The 14,331-nt window shown below is 63.5% G+C and carries 12 protein-coding genes and 1 riboswitch; of the genes, 7 read left to right on the top strand and 5 right to left on the bottom strand.

Annotated features, from left to right (window positions below; translation table 11 throughout):
• Positions 1-167: 167 nt before the first annotated feature.
• Entirely contained in the window at positions 168-569 is a 402-nt protein-coding gene (locus EGJ22_RS11855; RefSeq protein WP_009682837.1) for an acyl-CoA thioesterase, read from the bottom strand.
• Positions 570-747: 178 nt separating this feature from the next.
• Positions 748-844: riboswitch (S-adenosyl-L-homocysteine riboswitch) on the top strand.
• Between the two features lie 20 nt (positions 845-864).
• On the opposite strand from EGJ22_RS11855, the gene ahcY reads away from it, so the two are divergent.
• From ahcY to EGJ22_RS11830, 5 genes are all read left to right on the top strand, one after another.
• Positions 865-2,274 carry an adenosylhomocysteinase gene (gene ahcY, locus EGJ22_RS11850; RefSeq protein ID WP_029887594.1) on the top strand — a complete coding sequence of 470 codons (1,410 nt, stop codon included), beginning with the start codon at positions 865-867 and terminating at the stop codon, positions 2,272-2,274.
• 242 nt (positions 2,275-2,516) lie between these two features.
• On the top strand, positions 2,517-3,362 hold the full coding sequence (gene metF, locus EGJ22_RS11845; protein ID WP_029887595.1) for a methylenetetrahydrofolate reductase [NAD(P)H]: 846 nt from the start codon (positions 2,517-2,519) through the stop codon (positions 3,360-3,362).
• Between the two features lie 93 nt (positions 3,363-3,455).
• The gene (locus EGJ22_RS11840; protein WP_009682834.1) at positions 3,456-4,532 is read left to right on the top strand and encodes a hypothetical protein; all 1,077 of its coding nucleotides are present in this window, start codon (positions 3,456-3,458) and stop codon (positions 4,530-4,532) included.
• A gap of 56 nt (positions 4,533-4,588) precedes the next feature.
• Positions 4,589-5,377: an ABC transporter substrate-binding protein gene (locus EGJ22_RS11835; protein WP_009682833.1), complete on the top strand. Its 789-nt coding sequence runs from the start codon at positions 4,589-4,591 to the stop codon at positions 5,375-5,377.
• Positions 5,378-5,596: 219 nt separating this feature from the next.
• Positions 5,597-7,489, top strand: a complete 1,893-nt coding sequence (locus EGJ22_RS11830) for a DEAD/DEAH box helicase (RefSeq protein ID WP_009682832.1) — start codon at positions 5,597-5,599, stop codon at positions 7,487-7,489.
• 403 nt (positions 7,490-7,892) lie between these two features.
• Here EGJ22_RS11830 and EGJ22_RS11825 read toward each other — a convergent pair whose 3' ends face one another.
• The 3 genes from EGJ22_RS11825 to EGJ22_RS11815 all read right to left on the bottom strand — a co-directional run bounded on the left by EGJ22_RS11825 (position 7,893) and on the right by EGJ22_RS11815 (position 11,181).
• Positions 7,893-8,471 carry a YceI family protein gene (locus EGJ22_RS11825; RefSeq protein ID WP_009682831.1) on the bottom strand — a complete coding sequence of 193 codons (579 nt, stop codon included), beginning with the start codon at positions 8,469-8,471 and terminating at the stop codon, positions 7,893-7,895.
• A 32-nt stretch (positions 8,472-8,503) separates the two neighbouring features.
• Positions 8,504-9,055, bottom strand: a complete 552-nt coding sequence (locus tag EGJ22_RS11820) for a cytochrome b (RefSeq protein ID WP_029887356.1) — start codon at positions 9,053-9,055, stop codon at positions 8,504-8,506.
• Positions 9,056-9,309: 254 nt separating this feature from the next.
• A complete protein-coding gene (locus EGJ22_RS11815) occupies positions 9,310-11,181 on the bottom strand; it encodes a flavin monoamine oxidase family protein (RefSeq protein WP_029887357.1) in 1,872 nt (623 codons plus the stop codon).
• A gap of 225 nt (positions 11,182-11,406) precedes the next feature.
• Here EGJ22_RS11815 and EGJ22_RS11810 point away from each other — a divergent pair, with 225 nt between their 5' ends.
• Both EGJ22_RS11810 and EGJ22_RS11805 read left to right on the top strand, forming a co-directional pair.
• The gene (locus tag EGJ22_RS11810) at positions 11,407-12,813 is read left to right on the top strand and encodes an adenosylmethionine--8-amino-7-oxononanoate transaminase (protein ID WP_029887358.1); all 1,407 of its coding nucleotides are present in this window, start codon (positions 11,407-11,409) and stop codon (positions 12,811-12,813) included.
• Between the two features lie 70 nt (positions 12,814-12,883).
• A complete protein-coding gene (locus tag EGJ22_RS11805; RefSeq protein ID WP_029887359.1) occupies positions 12,884-13,603 on the top strand; it encodes a 16S rRNA (uracil(1498)-N(3))-methyltransferase in 720 nt (239 codons plus the stop codon).
• Here EGJ22_RS11805 and EGJ22_RS11800 read toward each other — a convergent pair whose 3' ends face one another.
• Entirely contained in the window at positions 13,604-14,221 is a 618-nt protein-coding gene (locus EGJ22_RS11800; protein WP_009682824.1) for a hemolysin III family protein, read from the bottom strand.
• Between the last annotated feature and the right edge of the window lie 110 nt (positions 14,222-14,331).

Genomic DNA, 14,331 nt, shown 5'->3' with positions numbered 1-14,331 from the left:
CTGGCCCGAAACAAACGTAGGAGCGAGCGCAGCTCGCGATTGCGCCGCGCGGGCGGCGCTCGATCTCACAGGCGCTGCCATACCTTGTGACAAACACCTGTCAGCCCTGATGCGATCCCTGTGGGAGCTGGCTTGCCGGCGATGGGCTGCAGCGCAGCCCCATACGATCACTCGACGGCAGAATCCGGGAACTGGTCCTGCACATACTTGATCGCGGTTCGCCCATGGGCCGCCGGCAAGCCGTCTTCACCCAGGTTGACGAAGACCATCTTGTCCACGGTCAGGATGCTCTTGCGGGTGATCTTGTTGCGTACCTCGCATTTGAGGGTGATCGAGGTGCGGCCGAACTCCGTCGCAGTGATGCCCAGCTCGATGATGTCGCCCTGGCGCGAGGCACTGACGAAATTGATTTCCGACATGTACTTGGTCACCACGCGCTGGTTGCCCAGCTGCACGATGGCGTAGATCGCCGCCTCTTCGTCGATCCAGCGCAACAGGCTGCCACCGAACAGGGTGCCATTGGGGTTGAGGTCTTCGGGTTTAACCCACTTGCGGGTGTGAAAGTTCATCAGTACTCCTGACCTGCTTGGCTAACGTGCGCCCATGATGGCAGAGCAACTGCGATCGCTCCATTGCACATCGACTATCGTCGCGATTAATCGACAGAAAACCTTGGGCAAGCCGGCAGGCACAGCTATAATCTGCGCCGCTTCACATGGTTGCCCACAGCGGTGCCATGCCCGCCACCTGTCCGAGGGGCGCTGCAGCAGGCTAGGCCTGTCAGGCTCGGATGGGGCGTTGCTCGCTCTCGCGGGCGCTTAACGCACAACGGCGCCCATTCGCACACTACGAATGGAGGCTCTCATGAGCGCTGCAAACATGCCTGCTGGTTTTACCGATTTCAAAGTCGCCGACATCTCCCTGGCCGCCTGGGGCCGTCGCGAAACCATCATCGCCGAATCGGAAATGCCTGCGCTGATGGGCCTGCGTCGCAAGTACCTGGCCGAGCAACCGCTCAAGGGTGCGAAGATTTTGGGCTGCATCCACATGACCATCCAGACCGCCGTGCTGATCGAAACCCTGGTAGCCCTGGGTGCCGAAGTGCGCTGGTCGTCCTGCAACATCTTCTCCACCCAGGACCAGGCCGCCGCCTCCATCGCCGCTGCCGGTATCCCGGTGTTCGCCTGGAAAGGTGAAACCGAAGAAGAGTACGAGTGGTGCCTGGAGCAGACCATCCTCAAGGATGGCCAGCCATGGGACGCCAACATGATCCTCGACGACGGTGGCGACCTGACCGAGCTGCTGCACAAGAAGTACCCGCAGGTACTGGACCGCGTGCACGGCGTGACCGAAGAAACCACCACTGGCGTGCACCGCCTTCTGGACATGCTGGCCAAGGGCGAGCTGAAAGTCCCGGCAATCAACGTCAACGACTCGGTCACCAAGAGCAAGAACGACAACAAGTATGGCTGCCGTCACAGCCTGAACGACGCCATCAAGCGTGGTACCGACCACCTGCTGTCGGGCAAGCAGGCGCTGGTGATCGGCTACGGCGACGTGGGCAAGGGTTCGGCGCAGTCGCTGCGCCAGGAAGGCATGATCGTCAAGGTCACCGAAGTCGACCCGATCTGCGCCATGCAGGCCTGCATGGACGGCTTCGAGGTGGTATCGCCGTTCATCGACGGTATCAACGACGGCAGCGAAGCCAGCATCGATAAAGCCCTGCTGGGCAAGATCGACCTGATCGTGACCACCACCGGCAACGTCAATGTATGCGATGCCAACATGCTCAAGGCCCTGAAGAAGCGTGCCGTGGTGTGCAACATCGGCCACTTCGACAACGAGATCGACACGGCCTTCATGCGCAAGAACTGGGCCTGGGAAGAAGTCAAGCCGCAGGTGCACAAGATCCACCGCACCGGTGCCGGCAGCTTCGACCCGCAGAACGACGACTACCTGATCCTGCTGGCCGAAGGCCGCTTGGTAAACCTGGGCAACGCCACCGGCCACCCAAGCCGCATCATGGACGGTTCGTTCGCCAACCAGGTCCTGGCCCAGATCTTCCTGTTCGAGCAGAAGTTCGCCGACCTGTCGCCCGAGAAGAAGGCCGAGCGCCTGACCGTGGAAGTGCTGCCGAAAAAGCTCGACGAAGAAGTGGCCCTGGAAATGGTCCGCGGCTTCGGCGGCGTGGTCACCCAGCTGACCAAACAGCAAGCCGACTACATCGGCGTGACCGTCGAAGGCCCGTTCAAGCCGCACGCTTACCGCTACTAAGCGGCAGGGTTGGAGCTGCTAGCAGCGAGCAGCGAGCAGCAAGTTGCAAGTTGCAAGTTGCAAGTTGCAAGCAGAAGCAGACCGCAGCTTGTAGCTCCAGCCTCTTGAACCTTGAACGATGACCAAGCCAGACCGGCCATCACCGATCTGGCTTTTACTTGCAGCTTGAAGCTTGAAGCTTGAAGCTTGCAGCTTGCAGCTTGCAGCTTGCAGCTTGCAGCTTGCTGCCAGAGGAACGCCTGATGTCACAAGAACGCCGCTACAGTTTCGAGTTCTTCCCGACCAAGACCGATGCCGGTCACGAAAAGCTGATGGGTGTAGCCCGCCAGCTGGCTGCCTGCAATCCGGACTTCTTCTCCTGCACCTATGGTGCCGGTGGTTCGACCCGCGACCGTACGCTGAACACCGTGCTGCAGCTGGAAAGCGAAGTACAGGTACCGGCCGCCCCTCACCTGTCGTGCGTGGGCGACACCAAGGCTGAACTGCGCGCCCTGCTGGCCGAGTACAAGGCCGCCGGCATCAAGCGCATCGTGGCCTTGCGCGGCGACCTGCCGTCGGGCATGGGCATGGCCTCCGGCGAACTGCGCTACGCCAGCGACCTGGTCGAGTTCATCCGCACGGAAACCGGCGATCACTTCCACCTGGAAGTGGCTGCCTACCCCGAAATGCACCCACAGGCGCGCAACTTCGAGGCCGACCTGGGCAACTTCGTGCAGAAGGTCAAGGCCGGTGCCGACAGCGCCATCACCCAGTACTTCTTCAACGCCGACAGCTACTTCTACTTTGTCGAGCGCGCGCAGAAGCTGGGCGTGGATATCCCGGTGGTGCCGGGCATCATGCCAATCACCAACTACAGCAAACTGGCACGCTTCTCGGATGCCTGTGGCGCCGAGATTCCGCGCTGGATCCGCAAGCAGCTGGAAGCCTACGGTGATGACACCGCAAGCATCCAGGCCTTCGGCGAAGAAGTCATCACCCGCATGTGCGAACAACTGCTGCAAGGCGGCGCACCGGGCCTGCACTTCTACACCCTGAACCAGGCCGAGGCGAGCCTGGCGCTGTGGAACAACCTCAAGCTGCCGCGCTGAAACTTTTTGGCAATGTCTGCTTAAGAAATGATTAAGGCTTTGGTCATAGACTAAGGCCTTGTTCTTTTTTGGGTTACACAGGTCTTGCCTGCCATGCAGCATCCCCAGCCATCTCGCCCACAGCTCGTCTACCTGGCTTTTGGCCCCGCGACCTATCATCAGGAAGCCTGTTTCAGCATCATCAGCGCCCTTGCCCAGCTCGGCGGCACCGCCAGCAGCGTCATGGACATCCAGGTCTACACCGACAACCCGCAACCCTATGCCGGGCTACCGGTCACCACTCATGTACTGGACGAGGCCACGCGCCAAGCCTGGAACGCCCCGCACGGCTACCACTTTCGCAGCAAGCATGTGCTGTTGCGCCAGGTACTGCGCCAGCACCCGCTGGCCGTGCTGATCGACACCGATACCTTTTTCCGCAAGTCACCACTGCAACTGTTCGACCGGGTCGCGCCAGGCAAGCTGCTGTGCAACACCATCGGCCCGCACTATGGGGCGAACCCGAAGTGCCTGCTGTATAAAAACCTGCTGGGCCCTCTGCAGTCCCGCGGCCTGGCCGACTGCCAGATGCCCCTGGTCAACTCCGGGGTGATCGGCCTCACTGCCGCCGACGCGGGCACCCTGGACCGCTCCATCGACCTGATGGACACGCTCTACCCGCTGGCGCGCGAGGCCTACACCCTGGAAGAATTCTGCCTGGCAGTCGCGGCCCATGGTCACCTGCAGCTGGCGGCATGCTCCGACGTCATTCACCATTACTGGAGCCGCAAGGCGCAGTTCCGCGCCAAGATCCAGGCCTGGCTGGCCAAACATGGGCAACATCCACTCAGCCCGGCAGCGCTGGCCGACGTCGCCCTGGTCAACGACCAGCTGCCCCGGCCACCGGCCTTGCACCGCCTGGGCTACAAGGCATTGAGCCTGACCCTTCCGCCCCAGGAACGTCAGTTTGCCCGTGAGTTGCTGTACGGCTGCTACCCCTACGCCAACGAGTTCGACCGCGCCTGCGCGTCGGCCTGGTGGGACAAGGCCCTGGAAAACCTCAATGCCCGCCACGGCCCCACCGACCCCGAGCGCCTGCGCCAGTGCTTGCGCCACCCCGGGCTGCGCTTGTCGCTGGGGGAACGACGCAAGGACATCGAGCATCACCTGCTCAGGTCTTCCCACGCTTGAATGGCCCGGTGCCCTGCCCTCTGGCCTTGCACCGGCCGAGCGCGTAATCTCCCGGCATGCCCAACATCGCCCGGCTGTTCTGGATCCTGCTGCTCGTTTGCCTGAGCCCGTTGGCCCTGGGCGAACGCTTGCGCCTGGTCTCCGACGACTGGGCGCCCTACGTGTACCAGCAGGACGGCCATCCACGCGGCATCGACTACGAAGTGACCAACCTGGTGTTCGCCCGCCTCGGGGTCGAGGTGGAATGGCAGTTCCTGCCGTGGAAGCGTTGCCTGGCAATGGTCGAACAGGGCCTGGCCGACGGTATTGTCGATATCTTCCAGACCGAGTCGCGTCAGCCCTACCTGGTCTACGCGCCAGAGCCCATGTCGGAGGTCGAGTTCATCCTGTTCCAGGCCAGTGTGCGCCGCCACGTGGTCAACCAGCTGGAAGACCTGGCCGGGCTTACCGTCGGCACCTCGCCCGGCTACACCTATGGCGCAGCCTTCAGCGGGGCCACCTACTTCAAGCGCGAAGCCGCGCCCACCCACGAAGCCAATTTCGGCAAGCTGATGCTGGGCCGTGTCGACCTGGCGATCACCGACCGCAAGGCTGGCCATTACCTGGCGCAGCAACTGGGCCTGCAACGGCAGGTCGAGGCGCTGCCACTGGTGGTCAGGCGCCAGCACCAGTACCTGGCCCTGGTGCGCAAGCCGGGCCGCGAGGCACTGGCCGAGGCGTTTGCCGAAGAACTGCGGCGTTTCAAGCAGGAAGCGGCCTACACGGCGATCAGCAACCGCTACACAGGCGACACCAAAAACATTCTCAACGCCGTTGAGCAGCAGGAAAGCAGCACAGCGCGATAGCTCTGTTATACTCGGGCCTTCCCGCCCGGCTCACGCCCGGACGCTCGGCCTCGCAACAGGCATCCCGATCGGCACTGGCGCACCTTCGCGTCCACCCTCCGTTTCCCGGATGTGCAGTGAAAGCCCAGCTGGACCGGACGCGATCGCATCCCGACGATGCCCGTCGCGCCAGGCAGAACATCCCATACGGGCCCAGCCCAAACGAGAACAGGATCGCCCATGTCCTTTGCTTCCCTCGGTCTCTCCGAGGCTCTTGTCCGCGCTATCGAAGCTGCGGGCTATACCCAGCCGACCCCCGTGCAACAGCGGGCCATTCCCGCCGTGTTGCAAGGCCGCGACCTGATGGTTGCCGCCCAGACTGGTACTGGTAAAACCGGCGGCTTTGCCCTGCCGATTCTCGAGCGCCTGTTCCCGGCCGGCCACCCCGACAAGTCGCAGCGCCATGGCCCGCGCCAACCCCGCGTGCTGGTACTGACCCCGACCCGCGAACTGGCCGCCCAGGTGCATGACAGCTTCAAGGTGTATGCCCGCGACTTGCCCCTGGTCAGCGCCTGCATCTTCGGCGGCGTAGGCATGAACCCTCAGATCCAGGCCATCGCCAAGGGTGTCGACGTACTGGTAGCCTGCCCTGGCCGCCTGCTCGACCTGGCCGGCCAAGGCAAGGTCGACCTGGCCCACGTTGAAATCCTCGTCCTGGACGAAGCCGACCGCATGCTCGACATGGGCTTTATCCACGACGTGAAGAAGGTACTTGCCCGCTTGCCGGCCAAGCGCCAGAACCTGCTGTTCTCGGCCACCTTCTCCAAAGACATCACCGACCTCGCCGACAAGCTCCTGCACAACCCGGAGCGCATCGAAGTCACCCCGCCGAACACCACCGTGGAGCGTATCGAACAACGCGTGTATCGCCTGCCGGCCAGCCACAAGCGTGCCCTGCTGGCGCACCTGATCACCCTCGGTGCGTGGGAACAGGTGCTGGTGTTCACCCGGACCAAGCACGGTGCCAACCGCCTGGCCGAGTACCTGGAAAAGCACGGCCTGACCGCCGCCGCCATCCATGGCAACAAGAGCCAGAACGCTCGTACCAAGGCGCTGGCCGACTTCAAGGCCAACAGTGTCCGGGTACTGGTCGCTACCGACATCGCCGCCCGCGGCCTGGACATCGACCAACTGCCACACGTGGTCAACTTCGAGCTGCCGAACGTTGAGGAAGACTACGTGCACCGCATCGGCCGTACTGGCCGCGCCGGCCGTTCGGGCGAGGCCATTTCCATGGTCGCCCCGGATGAAGAAAAACTGCTCAAGAGCATCGAGCGCGTCACTCGCCAGCGCATTCCCGACGGCGACCTGATGGGCTTCGACGCCAGCCAGGTAGAAGCCGAAAAGCCCGAAGTACGCGAGCGCCCGCAGAACAACGGCCGCGGTGGCCGTAACCAGCAGGCCCGCGGCGAAGGTGGCAAAGACGCCAACGGCGGCCGCAAGGACAAGGGCAAGGACAAAGGCAAGGCCAAGCAGCAAACAGCTGAAAAGCCCGCCGACAAGGAAAAGAGCGGCGACAGGCAACAGCAGCCGCGCAAGCCGCGTGACAAGAAGCCGCGCCAGCAGCAACAAGCCAGCAGCAGCCCCAGCGTGCCGAAGGTTCCGGCCGACCGTGACCCGGAAGAGTTCCTGGATGACGAGATCGACAACTTCGGTAACCGCGCTGACTACGTCAGCCCCTACCAAGGCAAGAGCCAGGGCCGCAATCGTCGCCCGGGGGGCGGTCAGGGCCAGGGCCAAGGCAATGGTCAGCGCAGCAACACTGGTGGTCAGGGCCAGGCCCGTAGCGGCGGCCAGCAGCGCAGCGGCGGTAGCAGCGGCGAAAAACGCCCGCCGCGCGCCAACAACGGAGGCGGTGCCCGTCGTGATGGCGGCGCTGGCCGTGGTCGCCCGGCCCGTGACGATGCTGCCCGGCAGGAGCCAGCCGTGCGCAACCCGCGCCAGGCGGAAAAACAGCCGGTGATCATCCGCAAGGAATCCAAGCTCGACCGTTACCCTACGCCTGAGCAGCTGGATGACCTGCCAAGCCGCCCCCGCGGTGAGCGCCCGGCGCTGCTGACCCGCAAGGGCTAAGCCCAGGTAGCAAAAAATCGCCGCCCGAAGGGCTAATGTCAGTCAGTTAAGTAAGTTGGGGCCGCTTTGCGCCCCTTCGCGGGCACGCCCGCTCCCACAGGGGATCGCGCATTTCTTGAATTTAGCGCCAAACGTGTGGGAGCGGGCGTGCCCGCGAAGGGCTAAGCCCAGGTAGCAAAAAAAACGCCGCCCGATGGGCTAATGCCAGTCAGCTGAGTAATTTGGGGCCGCTTTGCGACCCTTCGCGGGCACGCCCGCTCCCTCAGGGGATCGCGCATTTCTTGAGTTCAGCGCAAAACGTGTGGGAGCGGGCGTGCCCGCGAAGGGCTGCAAAGCAGCCCCAGTAACACTTAACTGACAGCCATTACCCGATGGGCGGCGTTTTTCAGGGGCAACGCAATACTTACTTCTGCTTCACGCCTTCGACACTGATATCCAGGTCCAGGGTTTGCGAAGCCGGGCCTGGGCCCTTGATGCCGAAGTCGTTCAGGTTCAGCGTGGTGGTCGCGTTGAAGCCTGCACGCTCCCCGCCCCATGGGTCTTTGCCTTCACCGTTGAAGGTTGCCTTGAAGGTGACCGGCTTGGTCACGCCGTGCATGGTCAGGTCGCCAGTCACGTCAGCGGTCTTGTCGCCAGTCGACTTCACACTGGTGGAGACGAACTTGGCGTCCGGGTATTTTTTCACGTCCAGGAAGTCAGCGCTGGCAATGTGCTTGTCACGTTCGGCGTGGTTCGACCACAGGCTGGCGGTTTTCAGGTCGACGCTGATCTTGCTGGCTTCAGGCTTGGCGCTGTCCCAAGTGAAGTTGCCGTCGAAGTCCTTGAACGTACCGTGGATGAAGCTGTAGCCCAGGTGGCTGATTTTCCAGTCAACGAACGCGTGCTGGCCTTCCTTGTCGATCTTGTACTCGGCAGCCATGGCCTGGCCAGCAGAGAGCAGAGCGGTACCCAGCGCCAGAGCGGCAAAAGTCTTTTTCAACATCCTGTTCCTTCCTATGCAATTGAGGTTGAGGGTCAAGCTTTGCGGCCCAGCATGCGGGTCAGGGTCGCGTCACGGTCGATGAAATGGTGCTTGAGTGCAGCCAGGCCATGCAGCACGGCAAAAATCACCAGGCCCCAGGCCAGCCACAGGTGGATCACCCCTGCCACGTCTGCTTGGTCCGGCAGGTCACTGATCAACGCCGGCACTTCGAACAGGCCGAATACCGGAATGCCAACGCCGTCAGCAGTGGAAATCAGGTAGCCGGCGCCCATCACGGCAAACAACCCGAGATACAGCGCCAGATGGCCCAGTTTGGCCGCCAGGCGGGTGAAGCTGCCATGGTTGGCCGGTGCCGGCGGTGGCGGGCTGATGAAACGCCAGACTACACGCAGCAGCATTACCGCCAGCAGCACCAGGCCGATGCTCTTGTGCAGGTCCGGGCCGGCTTTGCGCCACGGGCTGTAGTAGTCGAGGCCGACCATCCACAGGCCCAGGCCGAACAGGCCGAAGACTGCCAGTGCCACGCCCCAGTGAAGGACGATGCTGACCACGCCGTAGCGGGAAGGTGAATTGCGCAGTTGCATGTTGACGTGTTTCCCTGTGAAAGCTGTGCACAGACTAACGCGTAACGTATCGAATAAAAGCGGAAAAAATTGCTTCGGATTATCGATAAATCCGATAGAAATTCTGATCGCTTCCCATTAAGGAAACATTAACGCCAACGGCTGTGAATGGGGTAGCCAGGGCCGGCCTCTACCAGGGCGCCCGCTCCCGCCAAGGACCACAGTGTCCGTTGCAGGAGCAGGGTTACTCACCTAGAGGCCGGCACTGCGACCTGTCAACCCGCCTTGGCCTGCGGGTTGGCGACAGGTTTCTTGGCCGGCTCCGACTTGGCGTTGGCCTTTTTGCTCTCGGCAGGCTTGGTCGCTGGCTTGTGCGCCGGCGCATGCTTGGCAGGGGCGGCCTTGGCCGCAGCAGGCTTGGCCGGCGCGGCCTTCACCGCCGGTGCAGGTGCTGGTGCTGGTGCTGGTGCTGCCTGGGGCGCTGGCGCAGGGGCAACGACCGGCGCCGCTTCGTCAGCCTTGGCTACCGGCTGGGCCTTGGCCTCTGGCGCGTCAGCGCCACCGAACAGGCGCTTGAAGAAGCCTGGCTTGTCTTGCTTGGCCTCATCGCCTGCCTTGGACTCAGCCTTGGCAGGTGCCTGCTCAGCCTTGCCCGCTTTGTCGGACGAGCCACCGAACAGGTTGGAGAAGAACCCGCCCTTGCTCGCGGCAGCTGCCCCGGCACCGGCGGCGGCTGCCGCGACCGGCGCGGCCTTGGCCGGGTCGAACGACTTGCCGGCCAGCAGGTCCTGGGCCTGGCTGGCGGCACGTTGGCCGCTGCGCAGGGCGCCTTCCAGGGTGCCCGGGTACAAGGCATCGGTGTGCTCACCGGCAAAGGTGATGCGCTGCACCGGGCGCTCCCACAGGCGCCAGAACTTGCTGATCTGACCCGGCCCGTAGGCCAGGTAGGCACCGCCGGTACCGGCATCGACGCTATACCGCTTCACCTCGTAACCGGTGAACGCACCGCGCGCCTGCGGGTAGAAGGCATGCAGACGGATCAGCACCTGGTCGACCATCTGCTTGTCGCCGAAAGCCTGCAGCAGGCGGGCGTTGTCGCCGGACAGGTTGATCACCACGTTCGCCCCGCCCTTGAGCGCCGGCTCGATCCACAGCATGCCGAGACCGGCGTTGCTGAACACCTCGCCCGACATGCGCGCGCGGCTTTCCCAGACCGGCTTCTTGAACTTGAGCATCAGCTGGTCGCGCCAGCCATAGTTGGTGCCCTTGAGCGCCGCCAGGTGCTGGCTGTCCAGCCCCGGGGTGATCTGGATCTTGGCCAGGGCGCGCAATGGCACGGCCATGACCAGGTAATCGGCCTGGTAACCGACACTGCCGACCTTGACGGTGACGCTGTCCTTGTCCTGAACGATGGCGGTGACCGGCGAGCTGGTCTTGATGGTCTTCAGCTGCTTGACGAAGGCCTGGGCCAGCACCGGGCTGCCGCCAGGCAGGCGCGCAGCCCGCAGGTCACGGTCACTGACGTTGCGGTAAACACGGTTCTGCTGGGCGAAGTACAGCAGCGACAGGCGCGACGGTTCGTCGTAACGGGTGCGGATTTGCTGGTTGATCAGTTGCCGGGCGGTGGCCGGCAGTTGCAGCTTGTCCAGCCAGCTGGCGACGTTGATCTGGTCAAGGGCAAACAGCGTGCTGGTGGCCTGCGGATTGAGCGGGTCGTCGATCGAGCGGGCCAGGTCATCGAGGGTTTTCTCGTAACGCTTGAGTGCCTCGGCGGTGGCCGGCTGCTTGGTCGCCAGGTCGGTTGCGCTGAAGTACTCGCCGTCGATCAGGTAACCCGGGGTGCGCACGAACTCTGGCGCCGGCAGGGTCGTGAGCTTGAAGCGCTCAAGGTACTCATTGAGCACAGGTTGCGCCTTGGCGTTGCCGATCCACTCGCTGGTGGCCAGGCCAGAGCGCCCGCCCATGCTGGCCTTGGCCTCCAGCAGGGTCACCTGCCAGCCTTTGTTCTGCAGCTCATAGGCTGCCGTAAGGCCCGCCAGGCCACCGCCGACGACGATCGCCGTGGGTGTCTTGTCCTTCGCCAGCGCAGCGCCGCTGGACACACCAATCAATACCAACGCGCACAGGCGCACCCAAGCAGCAGCCATGTCGGCGAACTCCGAGTCAGAGGTTACAGGAACGAGGAGGGGCTGAAATGCCCCGAGCGAGATGCGTTAAGAATACGTCAGCCGTGCCGGCCCTGCCAGCGCAGTGATATCAAGTGCCCTTGGCAACTGACATTTTTGCCTACCGCCGCCCGGCGGTTGTCCTACCCTGCGGCATTGCTTAGGCTTACGCGGTCGAACCACGCCGCAAAGCCAGGAGAAGTGCCGATGGGCCTCAATGATCAGTGGATGCAACGTGACCTCAAGGTCCTGTGGCACCCCTGCACCCAGATGAAAGACCATGAGCAACTGCCGCTGATCCCGATCAGGCGCGGTGAAGGCGTATGGCTCGAAGACTTCGAAGGCAAGCGTTACCTGGACGCGGTGAGCAGCTGGTGGGTCAATGTGTTCGGCCACGCCAACCCGCGCATCAACCAGCGCATCAAGGACCAGGTCGACCAGCTGGAACACGTGATCCTGGCCGGCTTCAGCCATCAGCCGGTGATCGAGCTGTCCGAGCGCCTGGTGGCCATGACCCCGGCCGGGCTTGACCGGGTGTTCTACGCCGACAACGGCTCATCGTGCATCGAAGTCGCGTTGAAGATGAGCTTCCACTACTGGCAGAACGTCGGCAAGCCAGGCAAGAAACGCTTCGTCACCCTGACCAACAGCTACCACGGCGAAACCATCGCCGCGATGTCGGTCGGCGATGTGCCGCTGTTCACCGAGACGTACCAGGCGCTGCTGCTCGATACCCTCAAGGTGCCGAGCCCGGACTGCTACCTGCGCCCCGAGGGCATGGGCTGGGAAGAGCATTCGCGCAACATGTTCGCCAGCATGGAACAGACCCTGGCCGAGCACCACGAGACCATTTCGGCGGTGATCGTGGAGCCGCTGATCCAGGGCGCCGGCGGCATGCGCATGTACCACCCGGTGTACCTCAAGCTGTTGCGCGAGGCCTGCGACCGCTACGACGTGCACCTGATTCACGATGAAATCGCGGTGGGCTTTGGCCGTACCGGCACGATGTTCGCCTGCGAGCAGGCCGGCATCCGCCCAGACTTCCTGTGCCTGTCCAAGGCCCTTACCGGGGGCTACCTGCCACTGGCGGCCTGCCTGACCACCGACAAGGTGTACCAGGCCTTCTATGACGATTACCCGACCCTGCGGGCGTTCCTGCACTCGCACAGCTACACCGGCAACCCGCTGGCGTGCGCAGCGGCGCTGGCGACCCTGGACATCTTTGCCGAGGACAACGTGATCGAGGCCAACAAGGCCCTGGCCGCACGCATGGCCAGCGCCACCGCCCACCTGGCCGACCACGCCCACGTGGCCGAAATCCGCCAGACCGGCATGGCGCTGGCCATCGAGATGGTTCAGGACAAAGCGGGCAAGGTCGCCTACCCCTGGCAACAGCGGCGGGGCCTGAAGGTGTTCGAACACGCCTTGAGCCGCGGCGCGCTGTTGCGCCCGTTGGGCAGCGTGGTGTACTTCCTGCCGCCGTACGTGATCACCCCCGAGCAGATCGACTTCCTTGCCGAGGTCGCCAGCGAAGGCATCGACCTTGCCACCCGCGAGCGCATCAGCGTGGCGGTGCCGGCCAACTTCCACCCCGACTTCCGCGACCCGGGCTGATCGTGCAGCCCTTTCGCGACACAAGGCCGCTCCTACCCAGGGCGCGTTTCCCTTTGCCAACGAGCACTACATGAGACTGTCCCGCTTTTTCATCGATGCCCCCCTGAGCCTTGGCGAGCATGACCTGCCCGAGGCCCAGGCCCACTATATTGGCCGCGTCTTGCGCATGGCCCCCGGCGACGCCGTGCAGCTGTTTGATGGCAGCGGCCAGGAATACCGTGGCCATTTGCTTGAAGTGGGCAAGAAAACCGTACGCGTCAGCCTCGACCAGGCGTTTGCCGGCCAGGCCGATTCGCCTTTGCACATCCACCTTGGCCAAGGCCTGTCCCGCGGCGAGCGGATGGACTGGGCGATCCAGAAAGCCACCGAACTGGGCGCCAACGCCATCACGCCTATCATCAGCGAGCGCTGCGAAGTGCGCCTCAAAGACGAGCGCGCCGACAAGCGCCTGGCGCACTGGCGCCAGGTGGCAATCAGCGCCTGCGAACAATGCGGCCGCTCCACCTTGCCGGCCATCAACCCACCCACCACCCTGGCCGAATGGCTGAGCAGCACCCAGGCTGAGCTGAAGCTGGTGCTGCACCCGGTGGCCGAGCCGCTCACGAGCCATGCCAGGCCCGCCACCCTGGCCTTCTTGATCGGCCCTGAAGGCGGCCTTGGCGACGCTGAAGTCGAACAGGCGCAACGCGCAGGCTTCCAGGCCGCACGCCTCGGCCCGCGCGTGCTGCGCACCGAAACCGCACCGGTAGTGGCGCTGTCGGTAGCGCAGCAGTTGTGGGGCGACTTTTAACTAACGCACGTAGAACGACACCGCCACAAAGTGCAAAAGGCTGCCGGCGATCACGAACAGGTGCCAGATACCGTGCGCGTGGCGCAGGCGGCTGTCGAGGGCGAAGAAGATGATGCCCACGGTATAGAACACTCCGCCGGCGGCGAGCCAGACAAAGCCGGCGGTGCCCAGTGCTTGCAGCAGGGGGTTGACCGCCACCAGTACGATCCAGCCCATCACCGCGTAGATGATGATCGACAGGATCCGCGCTTCGGAGCGGGGCTTGATTTCCTGCAACATGCCGATCACTGCCAGCCCCCAGACCACGCCGAACAGGCTCCAGCCCCACGGGCCATGCAGGCTGACCAGGCAAAACGGTGTATAGCTGCCGGCAATCAGCAGGTAGATCGACAAGTGATCGAGCTTGCGCATGATCACCTTCGCCCGGCCGCGCGTGCTGTGGTAGAGGGTGGAGATGCTGTACAGCAACAGCAAGGTGCTGCCGTAGATGGAGAAACTGACGATCTTCCACGGGTCACCTTGCATACCCGCAACCACGATCAGCCAGATGGCACCGATGCTGGCCAGGATGGCACCGACCAGGTGCGTCCAGGCATTGAAGCGTTCACCGTAATACATGCAAACACAGACCTCTCTAGGAGCGGCTAGTTTCAAGCGGCAAGCTGCAAGCCGATCACGGTGAAACGAACACCGCCCTCAAGCTCGCAACCTCAAGCTTGAAACTTCAA

The organism is Pseudomonas sp. p99-361, from assembly GCF_003935475.1.
GTDB lineage: Bacteria > Pseudomonadota > Gammaproteobacteria > Pseudomonadales > Pseudomonadaceae > Aquipseudomonas > Aquipseudomonas juntendi.
The sequence above is the reverse complement of the archived record's forward strand: the minus strand, read 5'-3'. Positions and strand labels throughout refer to the sequence as shown.